Source organism: Sulfitobacter sp. IGS-18, assembly GCF_059628195.1.
The window spans coordinates 2,702,577-2,716,477 of sequence record NZ_CM184556.1; the positions used below are offsets into that span (position 1 = coordinate 2,702,577).

Consider the following 13,901-nt stretch of genomic DNA (forward strand, 5'->3'; position numbering starts at 1 on the left):
ACCTGTTGCCCTTGCTGCCGGTATAAGCGCCCCGGCTTTGCCCGCTGCGGCACAGGAATTCTGGATCGGCCAGATCGTCATGGGCGGCTGGAACTTTTGCCCGCGGACCACAACCGAGGCAGATGGCCAACTGCTACCGATCTCTCCGAACGCGGCCCTTTTTTCACTTTTCGGCACTATGTATGGCGGCGACGGGCGCACGACATTCGCCCTGCCTGACCTGCGTGGTCGGGTGCCGATGCACACCGGGAACGGCCCTGGCCTGACCCCGCGCTCGCAAGGGCAGAAATTCGGTACGGAAACGGTGACCCTGACCGAGGCACAGATGCCGTCGCACAATCATTTGATGCGTGTCAGCAATCTGACCGGGAACAAGCAACGCCCCGCAAATGACTACATTTCTTTCCCGAATTTTGGCGGTATGACGCCATCCGGAGAACCCCTCAAGATTTTTGCGGATGAGCTTTTGGATAGCACACCCAAGACGCTTGAGACCGACGCGATCACAAACGCGGGCGGGAACCAGGCCCATCCGAACATTCAGCCGGTGCAGGTCATCCGCTATTGTGTCGTGCTTCAGGGCCTCTTTCCGTCCCGGAACTGATCTGACCGCAATTCAGGGTTTTATGGGGCCGTCCGCATCCGCGGGCGGCCCTTTGCGTTTCAGCCGCGCGCTGCCTGGATGAGCTTCAGGATGTCCTGCGCCGCTGCGGGGATATTGGTGCCGGGTCCAAAGATTGCCTTGACCCCCGCGTCATAAAGGAACTGATAATCCTGCTGCGGGATCACGCCGCCGCAGATCACCAGAATATCCTCCGCCCCGGCCTCCTTCAGCGCCTTGACCAGCTGCGGGGCCAATGTCTTGTGACCGGCAGCCTGGCTGCTGATGCCGATCACATGCACGTCGTTGTCCACGGCATCCTGCGCCGCCTCTGCCGGGGTCTGGAACAAGGGGCCCACATCCACGTCGAAACCGATGTCCGCAAAGGCCGTGGCAATCACCTTGGCCCCCCGGTCGTGGCCGTCCTGGCCCATCTTGACCACCAGCATGCGCGGGCGGCGGCCTTCGGCCTGGGCGAAATCCTCGACCGATTTCTGGATGGCGGCAAAGCCTTCGTCGCCCTCATAGGCGGCACCGTAGACACCGGCCAGGGTCTTGACCTCGGCGCGGTGCCGGCCGAATTGTTTTTCCATCGCCATGCTGATTTCCCCCACCGTGGCACGTGCGCGCGCGGCCTCGACCGCGCCCTCCAACAGATTGCCGCCCTCTGCCGCGCGGCGGCTCAATTCATCCAGTGCGGCAGTGCAGGCGGCCTCGTCACGGCTGGCCCGGATGCTTTCCAGACGCCTGATCTGACTGTCCCGCACGGCGACATTGTCCACATCCAGAATGTCGATCGGATCTTCCTTGTCGCGGCGGTACTTGTTGACGCCGACGATCACCTCGTCGCCCCGGTCGATATTGGCCTGCCGCCGGGCTGCGGCCTCCTCGATCCTGAGCTTGGGCATGCCGGAGGCGACAGCCTTGGTCATGCCGCCCATTTCCTCGACCTCTTCGATCAGCTTCCAGGCGGCCTCCGCCAGATCGGCGGTCAGTTTTTCGACGTAGTAGGAGCCCGCCAGCGGGTCCACGACATTGGTCACCCCGGTTTCTTCCTGCAGGATCAGCTGCGTGTTGCGCGCAATGCGGGCGGAATGGTCGGTGGGCAGGCCGATGGCCTCGTCCAGCGAGTTGGTGTGCAGCGACTGGGTGCCGCCCAGCACCGCCGACATCGCCTCATAGGCGGTGCGCACCACGTTGTTGTAGGGGTCCTGTTCGGCCAGGCTGACACCGCTGGTCTGGCAATGGGTGCGCAGCATGGAGGATTTGGCATCCCTGGGCGAGAATTCCGCCATGATCCGGCTCCACAACAGCCGCGCCGCGCGCAGTTTGGCGGCCTCCATGAAGAAGTTCATGCCGATGGCAAAGAAGAACGACAGGCGCGGCGCAAAACGGTCCACGTCCATACCGGCGGCGATGGCGGTGCGCACATATTCGCGCCCGTCGGCGAGGGTAAAGGCCAGCTCCTGCACCAGGTTCGCGCCCGCTTCCTGCATGTGGTAGCCGGAAATCGAGATGGAGTTGAATTTCGGCATCTCGTTGGCGGTGTATTCGATGATATCCGCGATGATCCGCATCGAGGGTTCAGGCGGGTAGATATAGGTGTTGCGGACCATGAACTCCTTGAGGATGTCGTTCTGGATGGTCCCGGACAGTGCCGCGCGGTCCACGCCCTGTTCCTCGCCCGCGACAATGAAACTGGCCAGGATCGGGATCACCGCACCGTTCATCGTCATGCTGACGCTGACCTTGTCCAGCGGGATGCCGTCAAACAGGATCTTCATGTCCTCGACGCTGTCGATGGCCACACCGGCCTTGCCCACATCGCCCTCAACACGGGGATGGTCGCTGTCATAGCCCCGGTGCGTCGCCAGATCGAAGGCCACGGAGACACCCTGCTGCCCCGCTGCCAGGTTGCGCCGGTAGAAGGCGTTGGATTCCTCCGCGGTGGAGAACCCGGCGTATTGGCGGATCGTCCAGGGACGGCCCGCATACATCGTGGCCTTCACCCCGCGCGTGAATGGCGCTTCACCGGGGACGGACCCCAGGTGATCAAGCCCCTTGGTGTCTTCCGCCGTGTAAAGCGGCTCAACGTCGATCCCTTCCAGCGTGCGCCATGTCAGGTCTTCCAGGCTGCGCCCACGCAGTTCCTTTTCAGCTAAAGCGCGCCACTTGTCTTTGCTCATGTTCATGTCCTTTTGTCTCTTGTGCCGGCGGCAGGCTTGGGCCCGCTCTTTTCCGGATTTCATCCTCTGTCAGTGTCGCCAGACCATCCGCACCGGCGGTCAGCCAGTGCAGATCGTCCGAATAATGTTCGCGCAGGACCGCTGCCTGCGCCGTTGTGAAGGGCTGCCAGCGCCCCTGCCCGCGCGGCAGAAGCGTGGGATCACTGCCCTGATCGGCCAGCACGCCGCGCAGATCGTTCAGCGGCAGCGACCGGTTCAGCCAGAGCATCTGCGGCTTGCCGGGCAGGCGCAGATCGACCGCTTCCTGCAGCATCCGTTCCGGGCGGCCCGCGAAATTCTCGAACGGCATGATCCGGATATCCGCCCCCGGCACCGCGCGGGCCAGATCGGTGATCACGTCGCGCCAGCTGCGGGTGCTTTGCGCGATCCGGGCATATTTCGCCGCATCGTGGATCTTGTGCCCCCGCGCCGCCGTCAGAGCCGAGGCGGAGGCCCACCACAGGTCCTGCGCGCGGATCGACAGAACCACCCGCGACACCCGCCCGCCAAAGGCCGCGGCAATCCGCGCCATCCGCTCTCCGACAGCAGGGTAAAGCGTGGCATGGCGAAATCCGTAGGTGCAGGTGCCCAGCATGTTCTCATCGCTGACCAGCAGCTTGGCGATGCCCCGCGCCTCAGCCTTGGCGGTCAGCAGGCGGACCCTGCCATCGGCCCGCTGCGGTGCGCGGGGCGGAATGTTGTGGAACATGCCCGGAAACACCGATTTCCGGGTCCGTCCCGGCCCCCAGAAGCCGATGCCGTTCTCTTCCAGCGTGCGGGCGTGTCCGCGCACGAAATGCTGGAAAGTGGTGGTGCCGGTACGGTGCGCGCCGAGGTGCAGGATGACATCCATGATGCTCTGGCCTATCTTTTGCAAAAAGGCCGCCCGGTCCGGCCACATCACGGGTATACACCCGGTCATGACCTCAAAACCCTTGCAGTGTGCTTAATGCGCGCAGTCCCAAGAATGTGCATCGCATTTGCCCGCCCAATCCCTATATACAGGGTCAGGGGAGAACTTATGAAACGCCTGTTGACGCTTGTTTTTGCTGGAATTTTCGCAACCTCAGCCATCGCGCAATCGCCTGCTGCCGATGAGGACAGCCTGTTGTTTGCACCCGCCGACATGGCGGATTTAAGTGAATTTAGATGGAAAAAGCGCCCCGTGGTGGTCTTTGCCGACAGTGCGGACGACCCTGCTTTCATCGAACAGATGGAATTGCTGCGCGCCCAGCCCGAAGAACTGGCGGTGCGCGACGTCATGGTTCTGACCGACACCGACCCGGAGGCGCGCGCGCCTTTGCGGCTGAAAATGCGGCCACGCGGCTTCATGCTGGTGCTGGTGGGCAAGGATGGCGGGATCAAGCTGCGCAAACCCTTTCCCTGGGACGTGCGCGAGATCACCCGCAGCATCGACAAGATGCCGATGCGCCAGCGCGAAATCCGCGAGCACAAGGAATCCGAGGGCCTCATCCTGCGGTGAACCTTGTGGGATGCGCCCCTCTGCCCTATATTGAGGGGGCAAGAGGAAGGGAGCACGTTTATGGAAAAAGACCCAGACATCCCGTTCACACCGATCCCCGTGACTTGGCGGACCGGCCCGCGTCCGGGCTATTGATCACACGATCGGCGGCAGCACTGCCGCCCTCCGAATAGGCCAGTATCAGTTTGAGGGCATATTTGCCGAAAACGAAGGCCTGTTTCCGCATGCCCACATAATCCGAATAGATCGCGATCCGCCGTTCCGCATCCAGCGTGCGGAAGGTATCGCCGCGCATGTCCTCGGCCAGACCCGAGAGCGATTTGATCAGGCTGTAATAGGCCACGATGGCGTCGATGGTCTGGCGCGGCAGCACGTCGATTTCCGCGATAACGGCGTCATAGACATGGTCATGCTGCTCGCGCGGCAGGAAGGGGATATACCCCTCGTCCTTGCGCATCCGGTCGATCAGCGCGGTCACATATTGCTCTGAACTGTCGGCCTCCCAGAGCGATTCCAGCGTATTGCCGATCTCTGCATAAAGCGCCTTGTGATAGTCGCGCGTCTTTTCGGCCCGCGCGCGGGCCTTGCCGCCCTCTGCAAAGATCGCGGTGGTCAGCCAGCCGGTGGCGATCACCAGACCGGCAATCATCGCCTGCCCCACACGCGGGTCGATCTGCCCCATCAGCGGCAGGGCCAGCCAGATCAGCGCCCCCAGGATCAGCACCACCGGCAGGCCGATGGTCAGAAAGAACTGTGCAATGATCCGCCCGGCCACCCGCGCCTCCTTCCACACCGCCAGCAACACCGCGCAAAGCGCGACACCGGCAAGCAGGATCAGGGGAAGGGTCGGGGCAGCCAGCATGGGGAGTTATTCGAACTCCATGATCACGTCATCCACGGCGAGGCTGTCGCCTTCGCCCGCATTGACCTTGGACACGGTGCCCTTGCGTTCGGCACGCAGGATGTTCTCCATCTTCATCGCCTCGATGGTGCACAGCGCCTGGCCTTCCTGCACCTCGTCTCCCACGGCCACGGACAGTTTGACCACCAGACCGGGCATCGGGCACAGCAGCAGCTTCGAGGTATCGGCGGCCACCTTCTCCGGCATCAGGCGGGCCAGTTCGGCCTGGCGCGGGCTGCGCACATGCACCTTCAGGTCGGCCCCGCGCGTGCGGATGCGGAAGCCGCCCGAAATCTTGCCGACCTTCAGCACCAGCGGCGTGTCACCAACCTTCATCTTGGCCAGTTGATCGCCCGGCGTCCAATTGCCGCTGACACGCAGCTCCTGGCCATCCTCGAAGCGCACCGTCGATCCGGCCTGATCGGCCTGGACCGTGAGGTCAAAGGATTGCCCCTGCACCGCCACGTTCCAGTCGCTGCCCACCTTGCGTTCGTGGTTGTCCATGCGGCCCGACACCCTTGCGCGCCGGATCTCGGCCACCCGGTGCATCGCGGCGGTTGCCGCCGCAATCCGCCTCAGATCGGCCTCGGGCAGGTCCACCCCCTCGAAGCCATCGGGATATTCCTCGGCGATGAAAGCGGTGGTCATGTCGCCCGACACGAATTTGGGATGGTCCATCACGGCGGAGAGGAACGGCAGGTTATGCCCGATCCCCTCGACCTCGAAACTGTCCAGCGCCACGCGCATCCGCTCGATCGCCTCTGCCCGGGTCGGTGCCCAGGTGCAGAGTTTGGCGATCATCGGGTCATAATACATGCTGATCTCGCCACCTTCGTAAACGCCGGTGTCATTGCGCACGATATGGTCGCCCTCGACCACCTCCGCCGGGGGGCGGTAGCGGGTCAGCCGCCCGATGGAGGGCAGGAAGCCGCGATAGGGATCCTCGGCGTAAAGCCGGTTCTCGATGGCCCAGCCGTTGATCTTCACATCGTCCTGCGACATCTCAAGTTTCTGGCCATCTGCCACGCGGATCATCTGTTCCACCAGATCGACCCCGGTGATCAGCTCGGTCACCGGGTGTTCCACCTGCAGGCGGGTGTTCATTTCGAGGAAATAGAAGTTCTTGTCGCCGTCCACGATGAATTCCACCGTGCCGGCGCTGGTATAGCCCACGGCCTGCGCCAGGGCGACGGCCTGTTCGCCCATCGCCTTGCGGGTCACCTCGTCCAGAAACGGGCTCGGGGCCTCTTCGACCACTTTCTGGTTACGGCGCTGGATCGAACATTCACGCTCCGCCAGGTAGATGCCATTGCCATGGGCGTCGCAGAGCACCTGGATTTCGATGTGCCGCGGCTGGGTCACGAATTTCTCGATAAAGATACGGTCATCGCCAAAGGAACTGGCCGCCTCGTTCTTGGAAGACTGGAAGCCCTCGCGCGCCTCTTCATCGTTCCAGGCGATGCGCATCCCCTTGCCGCCGCCCCCGGCAGAGGCCTTGAGCATCACCGGATAGCCGATCTCGTTCGAGATCTTCACCGCCTCATCCGCATCCGCAATCAGGCCCATATAGCCCGGCACCGTGCTGACCCCGGCTTCCTGCGCGATCTTCTTTGAGGTGATCTTGTCCCCCATCTTTTCGATGGCCCCCACCGGCGGGCCGACAAAGGCGACACCGGCAGCACTCAGCGCCTCGGCGAACTTGCTGTTCTCGGACAGGAATCCATAGCCGGGATGCACCGCCTCCGCACCGCTGGACTTCACCGCCGCCATCACCTTGTCGATCACGATATAGGACTGGTTCGCCGGCGCCGGACCGATATGCACCGCCTCATCGGCCATCTGCACATGCAGCGCGTTCGCATCGGCATCGGAATAGATGGCAACGGTGGTGATACCCATCCGGCGCGCGGTCTTGATGACGCGGCAGGCGATCTCGCCCCGGTTGGCGATCAGGATTTTCTTGAACATGCACTGTCCTTCTTGGTCTTGGTGAAAACGCGGAAACCCCGCTGCAGCGGGTGCTGCGCGGGGTCGGTTAAGCGGGGTTCAGCGCCGCAAGGGCGCTGATGGCGTGTCAGATCAGTAGGATTTGCACTTGCCGGGGTTGAGCTGGCAATAGGCCAGGTTCGCGCCTGCGCCGATGGCAGCGCCCTGCAACAGGCTGCCGCTGGTGATGGCTGCGGCACCGGCACCAACTGCACCGCCTGCAAGCGCCTGCTCGCCGATGTTGTCGCCGCAGGCCGCAAGCGCACCGCAGGCGGCAAACGCCAGCACGACCTTGCGGGCCGATTTTGATGTAATGTGAATTTGCTCGAACACTTGCCCGTTCCTTCTTTTCTTGTTTCCGAAGCGTCAACGCGGCGATTGCCTGCCGGTTCCCGCCGGGCTTCGATTATTTTCGCCCCCTGCCCCCCGTCTGGTAGAAACCCGTCTTTGGAAAAAACGGGCAGCAGGGATGTGACCCGCTGCTGCCCAGAGGGGGAAGGGGTATGGTCTAGATGCGAGGCGGGGCAGCTGGTTTGATCTGCGCCATCCTCAGGCCGGACGTTGGCCCAAGCGCGCGGCGCCGAAAAGCCCATACCGCCTGTTGCCGCAACATCGGCCAAGCCCCGCTGAAATTCGCATACCACTGGCAAATTCACGCCGATCACCCGTCGAAGGCTTCGGGAAAGGACGCACGGGCGATTCTCTCGTCAATGACCAGCATCGCTTCGTAATCCGCCGGATCGAAAGGGTCGGTGGCGGGCAGCACCTCGCGCCCGAAGAGCCAGGAAAGCCGCCCCGCATCCAGATTGCCCCGCTCGAAGGGCTCCGGGCCGAAACACTCCCACAGCGCTTTCATGAAAGCGGCATCGGCGCGCCGGTCGGGCGCCTTGCGGTCCGGCCGCCGTTCCCGGCGGGTCAGCGGTGTGACCCCCTTCGGATTTGGGCGGCGGATGGTGAACTGGAAATCGGTGCCGGGCAAACGGCCCGGAAACCCGCGATGTTTCAACATATATGCGGGCATTACACATCCCTCCCGATGACGAGGGTTGTGTTCAGGGCAGGCGCTAACGCCCGCCCTGAGGAAGGCTTACTTGTATTTGCCTGTGTATGTCGGCTCAACCGAGATGGGCTCGGGATCGACGACAACGTATTCTTCGTCGGTCTGGCCGCTTGTGCAGGCAGAAATTGCGGCGATGAAGCCGAAGGCTGCGATGAGTTTGATGCTCTTGGACATCTAAGTCTCCTGTCATTGTTGATGGGGCGCGGCACTGCTACATGCCTCGCACGCCCCGGTTCAGAGGTAAGGGATACCTGGGTATTCCTTGGCCGCAGATTACGGCAAAGGAATGTCCAATGATACGGGGGTCGCGTCAATCGGCAGGTATGTGACTCCAAAGCATCAGAATGCGGCAAGCGCCCGCCCTGAGCCGCTAGATATGGTGGCTGCATCACAAACTCTCCCAAATGCAGAGGTCGTTCTCTATGTGAAATGCCTCGAAAAACTGGGTCACTTCGGGGTCGGCAACGCCGAATTCAGTCTCGCGGTCGGCCAGTGAGATGACGATGACATCGCCGGTCAGATCGTGTTCGCCGATGTAGGGCAGCGCCAGTTCCTGGCACAGGTGCATCATGTCCCGGGCGGCAGTCTGATAGTCGATTTCACCGGTTTCACGGGCAATCGCAGGCGCGATCAGGCGAAAGCGCAGCCAGGTCTGCGGCCCGACCGAATCGACCAGCACCTCCTGCAGGCTCACCGGCTGGCCCGAGGGCACGTCGAGCGCCAGCGCAGGCGTGGCGGCCAGCAACAGGGCCAGAGCAGCGGTCCTCATGGTGCCGTCTCCTCCGCCGTGCCGAAATCGGCGGGCGCAATGATTTCGATCAGTTCCATGTCGCAGGAAACAGCGCGGGTGATGGTGAAGGACTGGTTTTTCCACAGTGTCATAGCGCACGGCCTTCAGCCCAATGTACCGCGCGCCCTGCCCATCGACTGCCCAGGGGAGGCGATTCGACGTTAGTTTCCTGGCAGTTTATGGTTGCCGCGGTAACGCAACGGCTATGTTTCGGGCGAACATCGACCAATCGCCTGCCCAAGGGGTGGGCAGACGATGGGCACGGCGGCCGCAAGCGGCCTTGTTCCGTGCCCCGGGCGCAAAAATCAAGCCACTCAAAAATTGCGGCTACGACTAGGGCGATGGTGAAGAAGGGGTTTTTGAAGGGGGTGGTCATCTTTCACCTGAAATCGAAACGAAATAGTCACTTCCGAGCGAAGCGGGCGCAATTGCGTAGACGTCGAAAACATCAACTGCAGAAATTTCCACGCAGTCCGGCGAAAACCCTGTGTCTGTTTCATCCTTCACCGGATTGCCCCTCACAACGGAATGTTGTCGTGCTTCTTCCAGGGCGTCACGACCTTCTTGTTGCGAAGGCTCGCAAAGGCGCGTGCCACCCGTTTGCGGGTGGAATGGGGCATGATCACCTCGTCGATGAAGCCCCGTTCGGCAGCGACAAAGGGATTGGCAAAGCGGTCTTCGTAATCCTTCGTGTGCTGGGCGATCTTCTCGGGGTCTTTCAGGTCGGCGCGGTGGATGATCTCGGTGGCGCCTTTCGCCCCCATCACCGCAACCTCGGCCGTGGGCCAGGCATAGTTGAAATCGGACCGCAGGTGTTTCGACGCCATCACGTCATAGGCCCCGCCATAGGCCTTGCGGGTGATCACGGTCACCATCGGCACCGTGGCCTGCCCATAGGCAAAGAGCAGCTTGGCCCCGTGTTTGATCACCCCGCCGAATTCCTGCGAAGTGCCGGGCAGGAAACCGGGCACATCCACCAGCGTCAGGATCGGAATTTCGAAGCAATCGCAGAACCGCACAAAACGCGCGGCCTTGCGCGAACTGTCGATGTCCAGACACCCCGCCAGCACCATCGGCTGGTTGGCGACAACGCCCACCGTGCGCCCCTCGATGCGCATGAATCCGGTGATGATGTTCTTGGCGAAATCTTCCTGAATCTCATAGAAATCGCCCTCGTCCCCCAGCTTGTGGATCAATTCCTTCATGTCATAGGGGGTGTTGGCATTGGCTGGCACCAGCGTGTCAAGCGATGCCTCGATCCGGTTCGGATCGTCAAAGAACGGGCGGACGGGGGGTTTTTCGCGGTTGTTGGCGGGCAGGAAATCCACCAGGCGGCGCACCTCTGCCAGCGCCTCCACATCATTGTCGAATGCCGCATCGGCGACGGAGGATTTGCGCGTATGGGTCACGGCACCGCCCAGTTCCTCTGCCGTGACCTGTTCGTTGGTCACCGTCTTCACCACGTCGGGACCGGTCACGAACATATAGGAGGTGTCCTTGACCATGAAGATGAAGTCGGTCATCGCCGGGGAATAGACCGCCCCGCCCGCGCAGGGGCCCATGATGACGCTGATCTGCGGGATCACGCCCGAGGCCTCGATGTTGCGCTGGAACACTTCGGCATAACCGGCAAGGCTGGCGACACCTTCCTGGATCCGCGCGCCGCCGGAATCGTTGATGCCGATGACCGGCGCGCCGTTCTGCACCGCCATGTCCATGATCTTGCAGATCTTCTGCGCATGGGTCTCGGACAGCGAGCCGCCGAAGACGGTGAAATCCTGACTGAAGACATAGACCAGCCGGCCGTTGATCGTGCCCCAGCCGGTGACCACGCCGTCGCCTGCCGGGCGCTGTTTCTCCATCCCGAAATCGGTGCAGCGGTGCGCGACAAACATGTCGAATTCCTCGAAAGACCCCTCGTCCAGAAGCAGATCAATCCGTTCGCGCGCGGTCAGCTTGCCGCGTCCGTGCTGGGCGTCGATCCGGGCCTGACCGCCACCCAGACGGGCATCGGCGCGGCGCTCTTCGAGCTGTTCGAGAATATCTTTCATGGAAGGTCTCCCAATGCTGGTTTGCGCCATAGTATTCTTGTGGCAGGGGAAGAGGAAAGCATCTTTCTGAATATTTGCAAAGTCTATGCATTACCCTGATTGCAAATTGCAAATCAGCAAACCAACGATGAGGCATGGACAATTTACCGCACCCGGACTAATTGCATTTGCATGAAAGACGCTCAGCCCGCTACACCCACGATCCGATTTCTGGACCGTAGCACACCACCAAATGTCCTGACCCTGATCGTGCTGTCCGGCCTGTCCGCGCTGGCCATGAATATTTTCCTGCCCAGCCTGCCCCAGATGGCCGAGCATTTCGGCACCACCTATGCGGTGATGCAGCTTTCGGTGCCGCTCTACCTGCTGTTTTCGGCGGTCTTGCAACTGTTCATCGGCCCGATTTCGGACAACCTGGGCCGCAGACGGGTGATGATCTGGGGCCTGGTGCTGTTCATGCTGGCCACCCTTGGCTGCATTTTCGCCCCCAACGCCATGATTTTCCTGCTATTTCGCATCGCACAGGCGGTGATCGCAACAGCCATGGTCCTGAGCCGGGCGGTGATCCGAGACCTTTACACACAGGATCAATCGGCGTCGATGATCGGCTATGTGACCATGGGCATGGCGCTGGTCCCGATGGTTGCCCCCGCCGTCGGCGGCGCGATCCAGCAGTATTTCGACTGGCATATGACCTTCTGGGTGATGTTCGCCATCGGCGGCGCGGCGCTTGCACTGGTGATTGCCGACATGGGCGAAACCGTGCAGGCCTCCGGCAAATCCATGCTGGCACAGTTCCGCGAATACCCCGAATTGCTCCGCTCTCCCCGCTTCTGGGGCTATGCGCTGGCGGCCGGCTTCTGTTCGGGCGCCTTCTTTGCCTACCTTGGCGGCGCGCCCTTTGTCGGCTCCACCGTCTTCGGGCTGGACCCGTTCTGGCTGGGGATCTATTTCGGCTCTCCGGCTGTCGGCTATTTCCTGGGCAACTTCCTGACCGGCCTTTTCGCCACCCGCTTCGGGGTGAATGCCATGGTGCTCTGGGGATGTATGGCCAATGCCATCGGCGGCTCCGTCTCGCTTCTGATCTTCCTGTCCGGCAATGGCAGCGCGCTGACCTTTTTCGGGATGATGACCCTGGTCGGCCTTGGCAACGGGCTGTGCATCCCCAATGCCACCGCCGGCATGCTGTCGGTCCGGCCCCATCTGGCCGGCACCGCATCGGGCCTGGGCGGCGCGATCATGATTGGCGGCGGATCGGCGCTTGCGGTGCTGGCGGGTGTCTTGCTGACACCCGAAACCGGCGCCTACCCGCTGCTGCTGCTGATGCTGGGAACGGCCATCGCGGGCCTGTTGGCGATCATGGTCGTCATCCGCCGCGAAAAGGCCCTGGGCATTAAACCACGCTGACCAACGCACCCGACTGAAAAGACCGCCACGGATCGCGGAGCGGTTCGGGCCTTGCCATGCCGCGTTCCTCGCGGAAATCGGCACATTTCCCCTTTGATCTTCAGACTTGCGGGCACACCTGCCACGGCGGCCTGCGCGCCGAAATGATCGCCCTCATGGGATTTATTTCAGTAGGTGGGAAAAATTTGATACCATGTTGACCGGCGGCAGATTCGCCCTGATGTTCGGAGGCGCACAAAAAACCATTGCGTGAAATTTCTGTCAGTCCGGCTGTGATCATGGAGGATAGCAGCCGGAGGGCCACGCGATAGAGCTAGGGAGGATGCTCATGAAAATTACGACTCTAAGAGGGTTTATCGCCTCAACCGTGATGGCGACCAGCATTGCGGGCGCGACCACGGCCACCGCCGAAGGGATCATGTGTGAGCCCGGGGAAACATACATCATGAATGTCATGGTATCGGGCCACCCTTACTGGGTGCCAGTCTATCAGGGCTTCAAACAAGCGGCTGCGGCCTTTGGATGTGACACCGTGTTTTCGGGCACGCCCGATTACGACATCACCAAGCAGATCGCCTCGTTTGAACAGGACCTGATCAAATCGCCTGCCGGTATCCTGCTGCACCCGATGCAGTCCGATCCCTTCATCGAGCCGATCAACCGGGCGATCGCCGATGGCACCGAGGTCGTGACCTTTGCCGCGGATTCGCCGAATTCGAACCGCACGGCCTACATCACCTCGGACAACCTGGCCGAAGCCAAATTTGCCGCCGAAGAGATCGTGGCACAGGTCGGTGACAGCGCCGAATATGCCGTGCTGGAAAATCCGGGGCAGTCCAACCACGACCTGCGCGTCACCGCGCTGATCGACTATATGGAGGCCAATTATCCCAACATGAAGCTGGTCGGGCGTCAGGCCACCAACCAGGACAGCAACGCGGCCTATCGTGCAACGGCCTCGATCATCCAGGCAAATCCGAACATCGCGGCGATCTGGATACCTGAGGCCGGATCGGCGGAAGGGGCTGTTGCGGCGAAACTGGAAGCCAAATCGGACATCCTGATCATGCATGCGGATGTGACACCGACAACGCTGGAACACATCCGTGCCGGCAACATCCATATGGCGCTGAACCCGAACCAGGGTGTGCAGGGTTTCATGGGTTTCATGGCAGTGCATCTGGCCAACCGGGCGGAGCTTTTTGATCCGTTCAACGACTGGAAGACCTCGGGCTTCAACCCGGTGCAAATCCCCTTCATGGACAATGGCTTTGCCGTGATCACGCAGGAGAACGCCGACAGCTTTGATCTGAACGTCTATATGGAAGGGCGCGACCCTTCCTGATCTGGCCGGACCAGGCGCCAATGCGCAGCCCGGCATCAAGGTCAGCCGGGCT

The 13,901-nt window shown here is 61.8% G+C and carries 13 protein-coding genes; 4 read left to right on the top strand and 9 right to left on the bottom strand.

Going from position 1 to position 13,901, the window contains the following annotated elements; translation table 11 throughout:
* Positions 1–79 precede the first annotated feature (79 nt).
* A complete protein-coding gene (locus ACWNZ3_RS13030; protein ID WP_496900204.1) occupies positions 80–604 on the top strand; it encodes a phage tail protein in 525 nt (174 codons plus the stop codon).
* Between the two features lie 59 nt (positions 605–663).
* Here the strand turns inward: ACWNZ3_RS13030 and scpA are convergent, their stop codons facing one another.
* Complete coding sequence (scpA, locus tag ACWNZ3_RS13035; protein ID WP_274576955.1) at positions 664–2,793, bottom strand: methylmalonyl-CoA mutase; 2,130 nt, start codon at positions 2,791–2,793, stop codon at positions 664–666.
* On the bottom strand, positions 2,756–3,748 hold the full coding sequence (locus ACWNZ3_RS13040) for a hypothetical protein (RefSeq protein ID WP_496900205.1): 993 nt from the start codon (positions 3,746–3,748) through the stop codon (positions 2,756–2,758). The genes scpA and ACWNZ3_RS13040 overlap by 38 nt, the downstream gene beginning before the upstream one ends.
* A 99-nt stretch (positions 3,749–3,847) precedes the next feature.
* Between ACWNZ3_RS13040 and ACWNZ3_RS13045 the strand changes: the two genes are divergently transcribed.
* Entirely contained in the window at positions 3,848–4,309 is a 462-nt protein-coding gene (locus tag ACWNZ3_RS13045; RefSeq protein WP_496900206.1) for a DUF4174 domain-containing protein, read from the top strand.
* Between the two features lie 85 nt (positions 4,310–4,394).
* Here ACWNZ3_RS13045 and ACWNZ3_RS13050 read toward each other — a convergent pair whose 3' ends face one another.
* The 7 genes from ACWNZ3_RS13050 to ACWNZ3_RS13080 all read right to left on the bottom strand — a co-directional run bounded on the left by ACWNZ3_RS13050 (position 4,395) and on the right by ACWNZ3_RS13080 (position 11,097).
* Entirely contained in the window at positions 4,395–5,171 is a 777-nt protein-coding gene (locus ACWNZ3_RS13050; RefSeq protein WP_496900207.1) for a hypothetical protein, read from the bottom strand.
* 6 nt (positions 5,172–5,177) lie between these two features.
* Positions 5,178–7,178 (bottom strand): acetyl-CoA carboxylase biotin carboxylase subunit, encoded by a 2,001-nt coding sequence (locus ACWNZ3_RS13055; protein ID WP_496900208.1) that lies wholly within the window; start codon positions 7,176–7,178, stop codon positions 5,178–5,180.
* Positions 7,179–7,289: 111 nt separating this feature from the next.
* On the bottom strand, positions 7,290–7,529 hold the full coding sequence (locus ACWNZ3_RS13060; protein WP_443069608.1) for a hypothetical protein: 240 nt from the start codon (positions 7,527–7,529) through the stop codon (positions 7,290–7,292).
* A 328-nt stretch (positions 7,530–7,857) separates the two neighbouring features.
* Positions 7,858–8,205, bottom strand: coding sequence for a hypothetical protein (locus tag ACWNZ3_RS13065; RefSeq protein WP_269364952.1), 348 nt, complete (start codon positions 8,203–8,205; stop codon positions 7,858–7,860).
* Between the two features lie 78 nt (positions 8,206–8,283).
* Entirely contained in the window at positions 8,284–8,430 is a 147-nt protein-coding gene (locus ACWNZ3_RS13070) for a hypothetical protein (RefSeq protein WP_162841705.1), read from the bottom strand.
* Between the two features lie 214 nt (positions 8,431–8,644).
* The gene (locus tag ACWNZ3_RS13075) at positions 8,645–9,025 is read right to left on the bottom strand and encodes a DUF6497 family protein (protein ID WP_274576947.1); all 381 of its coding nucleotides are present in this window, start codon (positions 9,023–9,025) and stop codon (positions 8,645–8,647) included.
* A 539-nt stretch (positions 9,026–9,564) separates the two neighbouring features.
* Positions 9,565–11,097, bottom strand: a complete 1,533-nt coding sequence (locus tag ACWNZ3_RS13080; protein ID WP_114275844.1) for an acyl-CoA carboxylase subunit beta — start codon at positions 11,095–11,097, stop codon at positions 9,565–9,567.
* A gap of 171 nt (positions 11,098–11,268) precedes the next feature.
* On the opposite strand from ACWNZ3_RS13080, the gene ACWNZ3_RS13085 reads away from it, so the two are divergent.
* Both ACWNZ3_RS13085 and ACWNZ3_RS13090 read left to right on the top strand, forming a co-directional pair.
* Positions 11,269–12,504, top strand: a complete 1,236-nt coding sequence (locus ACWNZ3_RS13085; protein WP_496900209.1) for a multidrug effflux MFS transporter — start codon at positions 11,269–11,271, stop codon at positions 12,502–12,504.
* Between the two features lie 328 nt (positions 12,505–12,832).
* Positions 12,833–13,849: a substrate-binding domain-containing protein gene (locus tag ACWNZ3_RS13090; RefSeq protein ID WP_269364759.1), complete on the top strand. Its 1,017-nt coding sequence runs from the start codon at positions 12,833–12,835 to the stop codon at positions 13,847–13,849.
* The last annotated feature ends 52 nt before the right edge of the window (positions 13,850–13,901 follow it).

What these genes read in the sequence shown, in the direction of transcription:
- ACWNZ3_RS13030 (WP_496900204.1), top strand. Translation starts at nt 80, where the DNA reads ATGGGCGGCTGGAACTTTTGCCCGCGGACCACAACCGAGGCAGATGGC.
- scpA (WP_274576955.1), bottom strand. Translation starts at nt 2,793, where the DNA reads ATGAACATGAGCAAAGACAAGTGGCGCGCTTTAGCTGAAAAGGAACTG.
- ACWNZ3_RS13040 (WP_496900205.1), bottom strand. Translation starts at nt 3,748, where the DNA reads ATGACCGGGTGTATACCCGTGATGTGGCCGGACCGGGCGGCCTTTTTG.
- ACWNZ3_RS13045 (WP_496900206.1), top strand. Translation starts at nt 3,848, where the DNA reads ATGAAACGCCTGTTGACGCTTGTTTTTGCTGGAATTTTCGCAACCTCA.
- ACWNZ3_RS13050 (WP_496900207.1), bottom strand. Translation starts at nt 5,171, where the DNA reads ATGCTGGCTGCCCCGACCCTTCCCCTGATCCTGCTTGCCGGTGTCGCG.
- ACWNZ3_RS13055 (WP_496900208.1), bottom strand. Translation starts at nt 7,178, where the DNA reads ATGTTCAAGAAAATCCTGATCGCCAACCGGGGCGAGATCGCCTGCCGC.
- ACWNZ3_RS13065 (WP_269364952.1), bottom strand. Translation starts at nt 8,205, where the DNA reads ATGTTGAAACATCGCGGGTTTCCGGGCCGTTTGCCCGGCACCGATTTC.
- ACWNZ3_RS13070 (WP_162841705.1), bottom strand. Translation starts at nt 8,430, where the DNA reads ATGTCCAAGAGCATCAAACTCATCGCAGCCTTCGGCTTCATCGCCGCA.
- ACWNZ3_RS13075 (WP_274576947.1), bottom strand. Translation starts at nt 9,025, where the DNA reads ATGAGGACCGCTGCTCTGGCCCTGTTGCTGGCCGCCACGCCTGCGCTG.
- ACWNZ3_RS13080 (WP_114275844.1), bottom strand. Translation starts at nt 11,097, where the DNA reads ATGAAAGATATTCTCGAACAGCTCGAAGAGCGCCGCGCCGATGCCCGT.
- ACWNZ3_RS13085 (WP_496900209.1), top strand. Translation starts at nt 11,269, where the DNA reads ATGAAAGACGCTCAGCCCGCTACACCCACGATCCGATTTCTGGACCGT.
- ACWNZ3_RS13090 (WP_269364759.1), top strand. Translation starts at nt 12,833, where the DNA reads ATGAAAATTACGACTCTAAGAGGGTTTATCGCCTCAACCGTGATGGCG.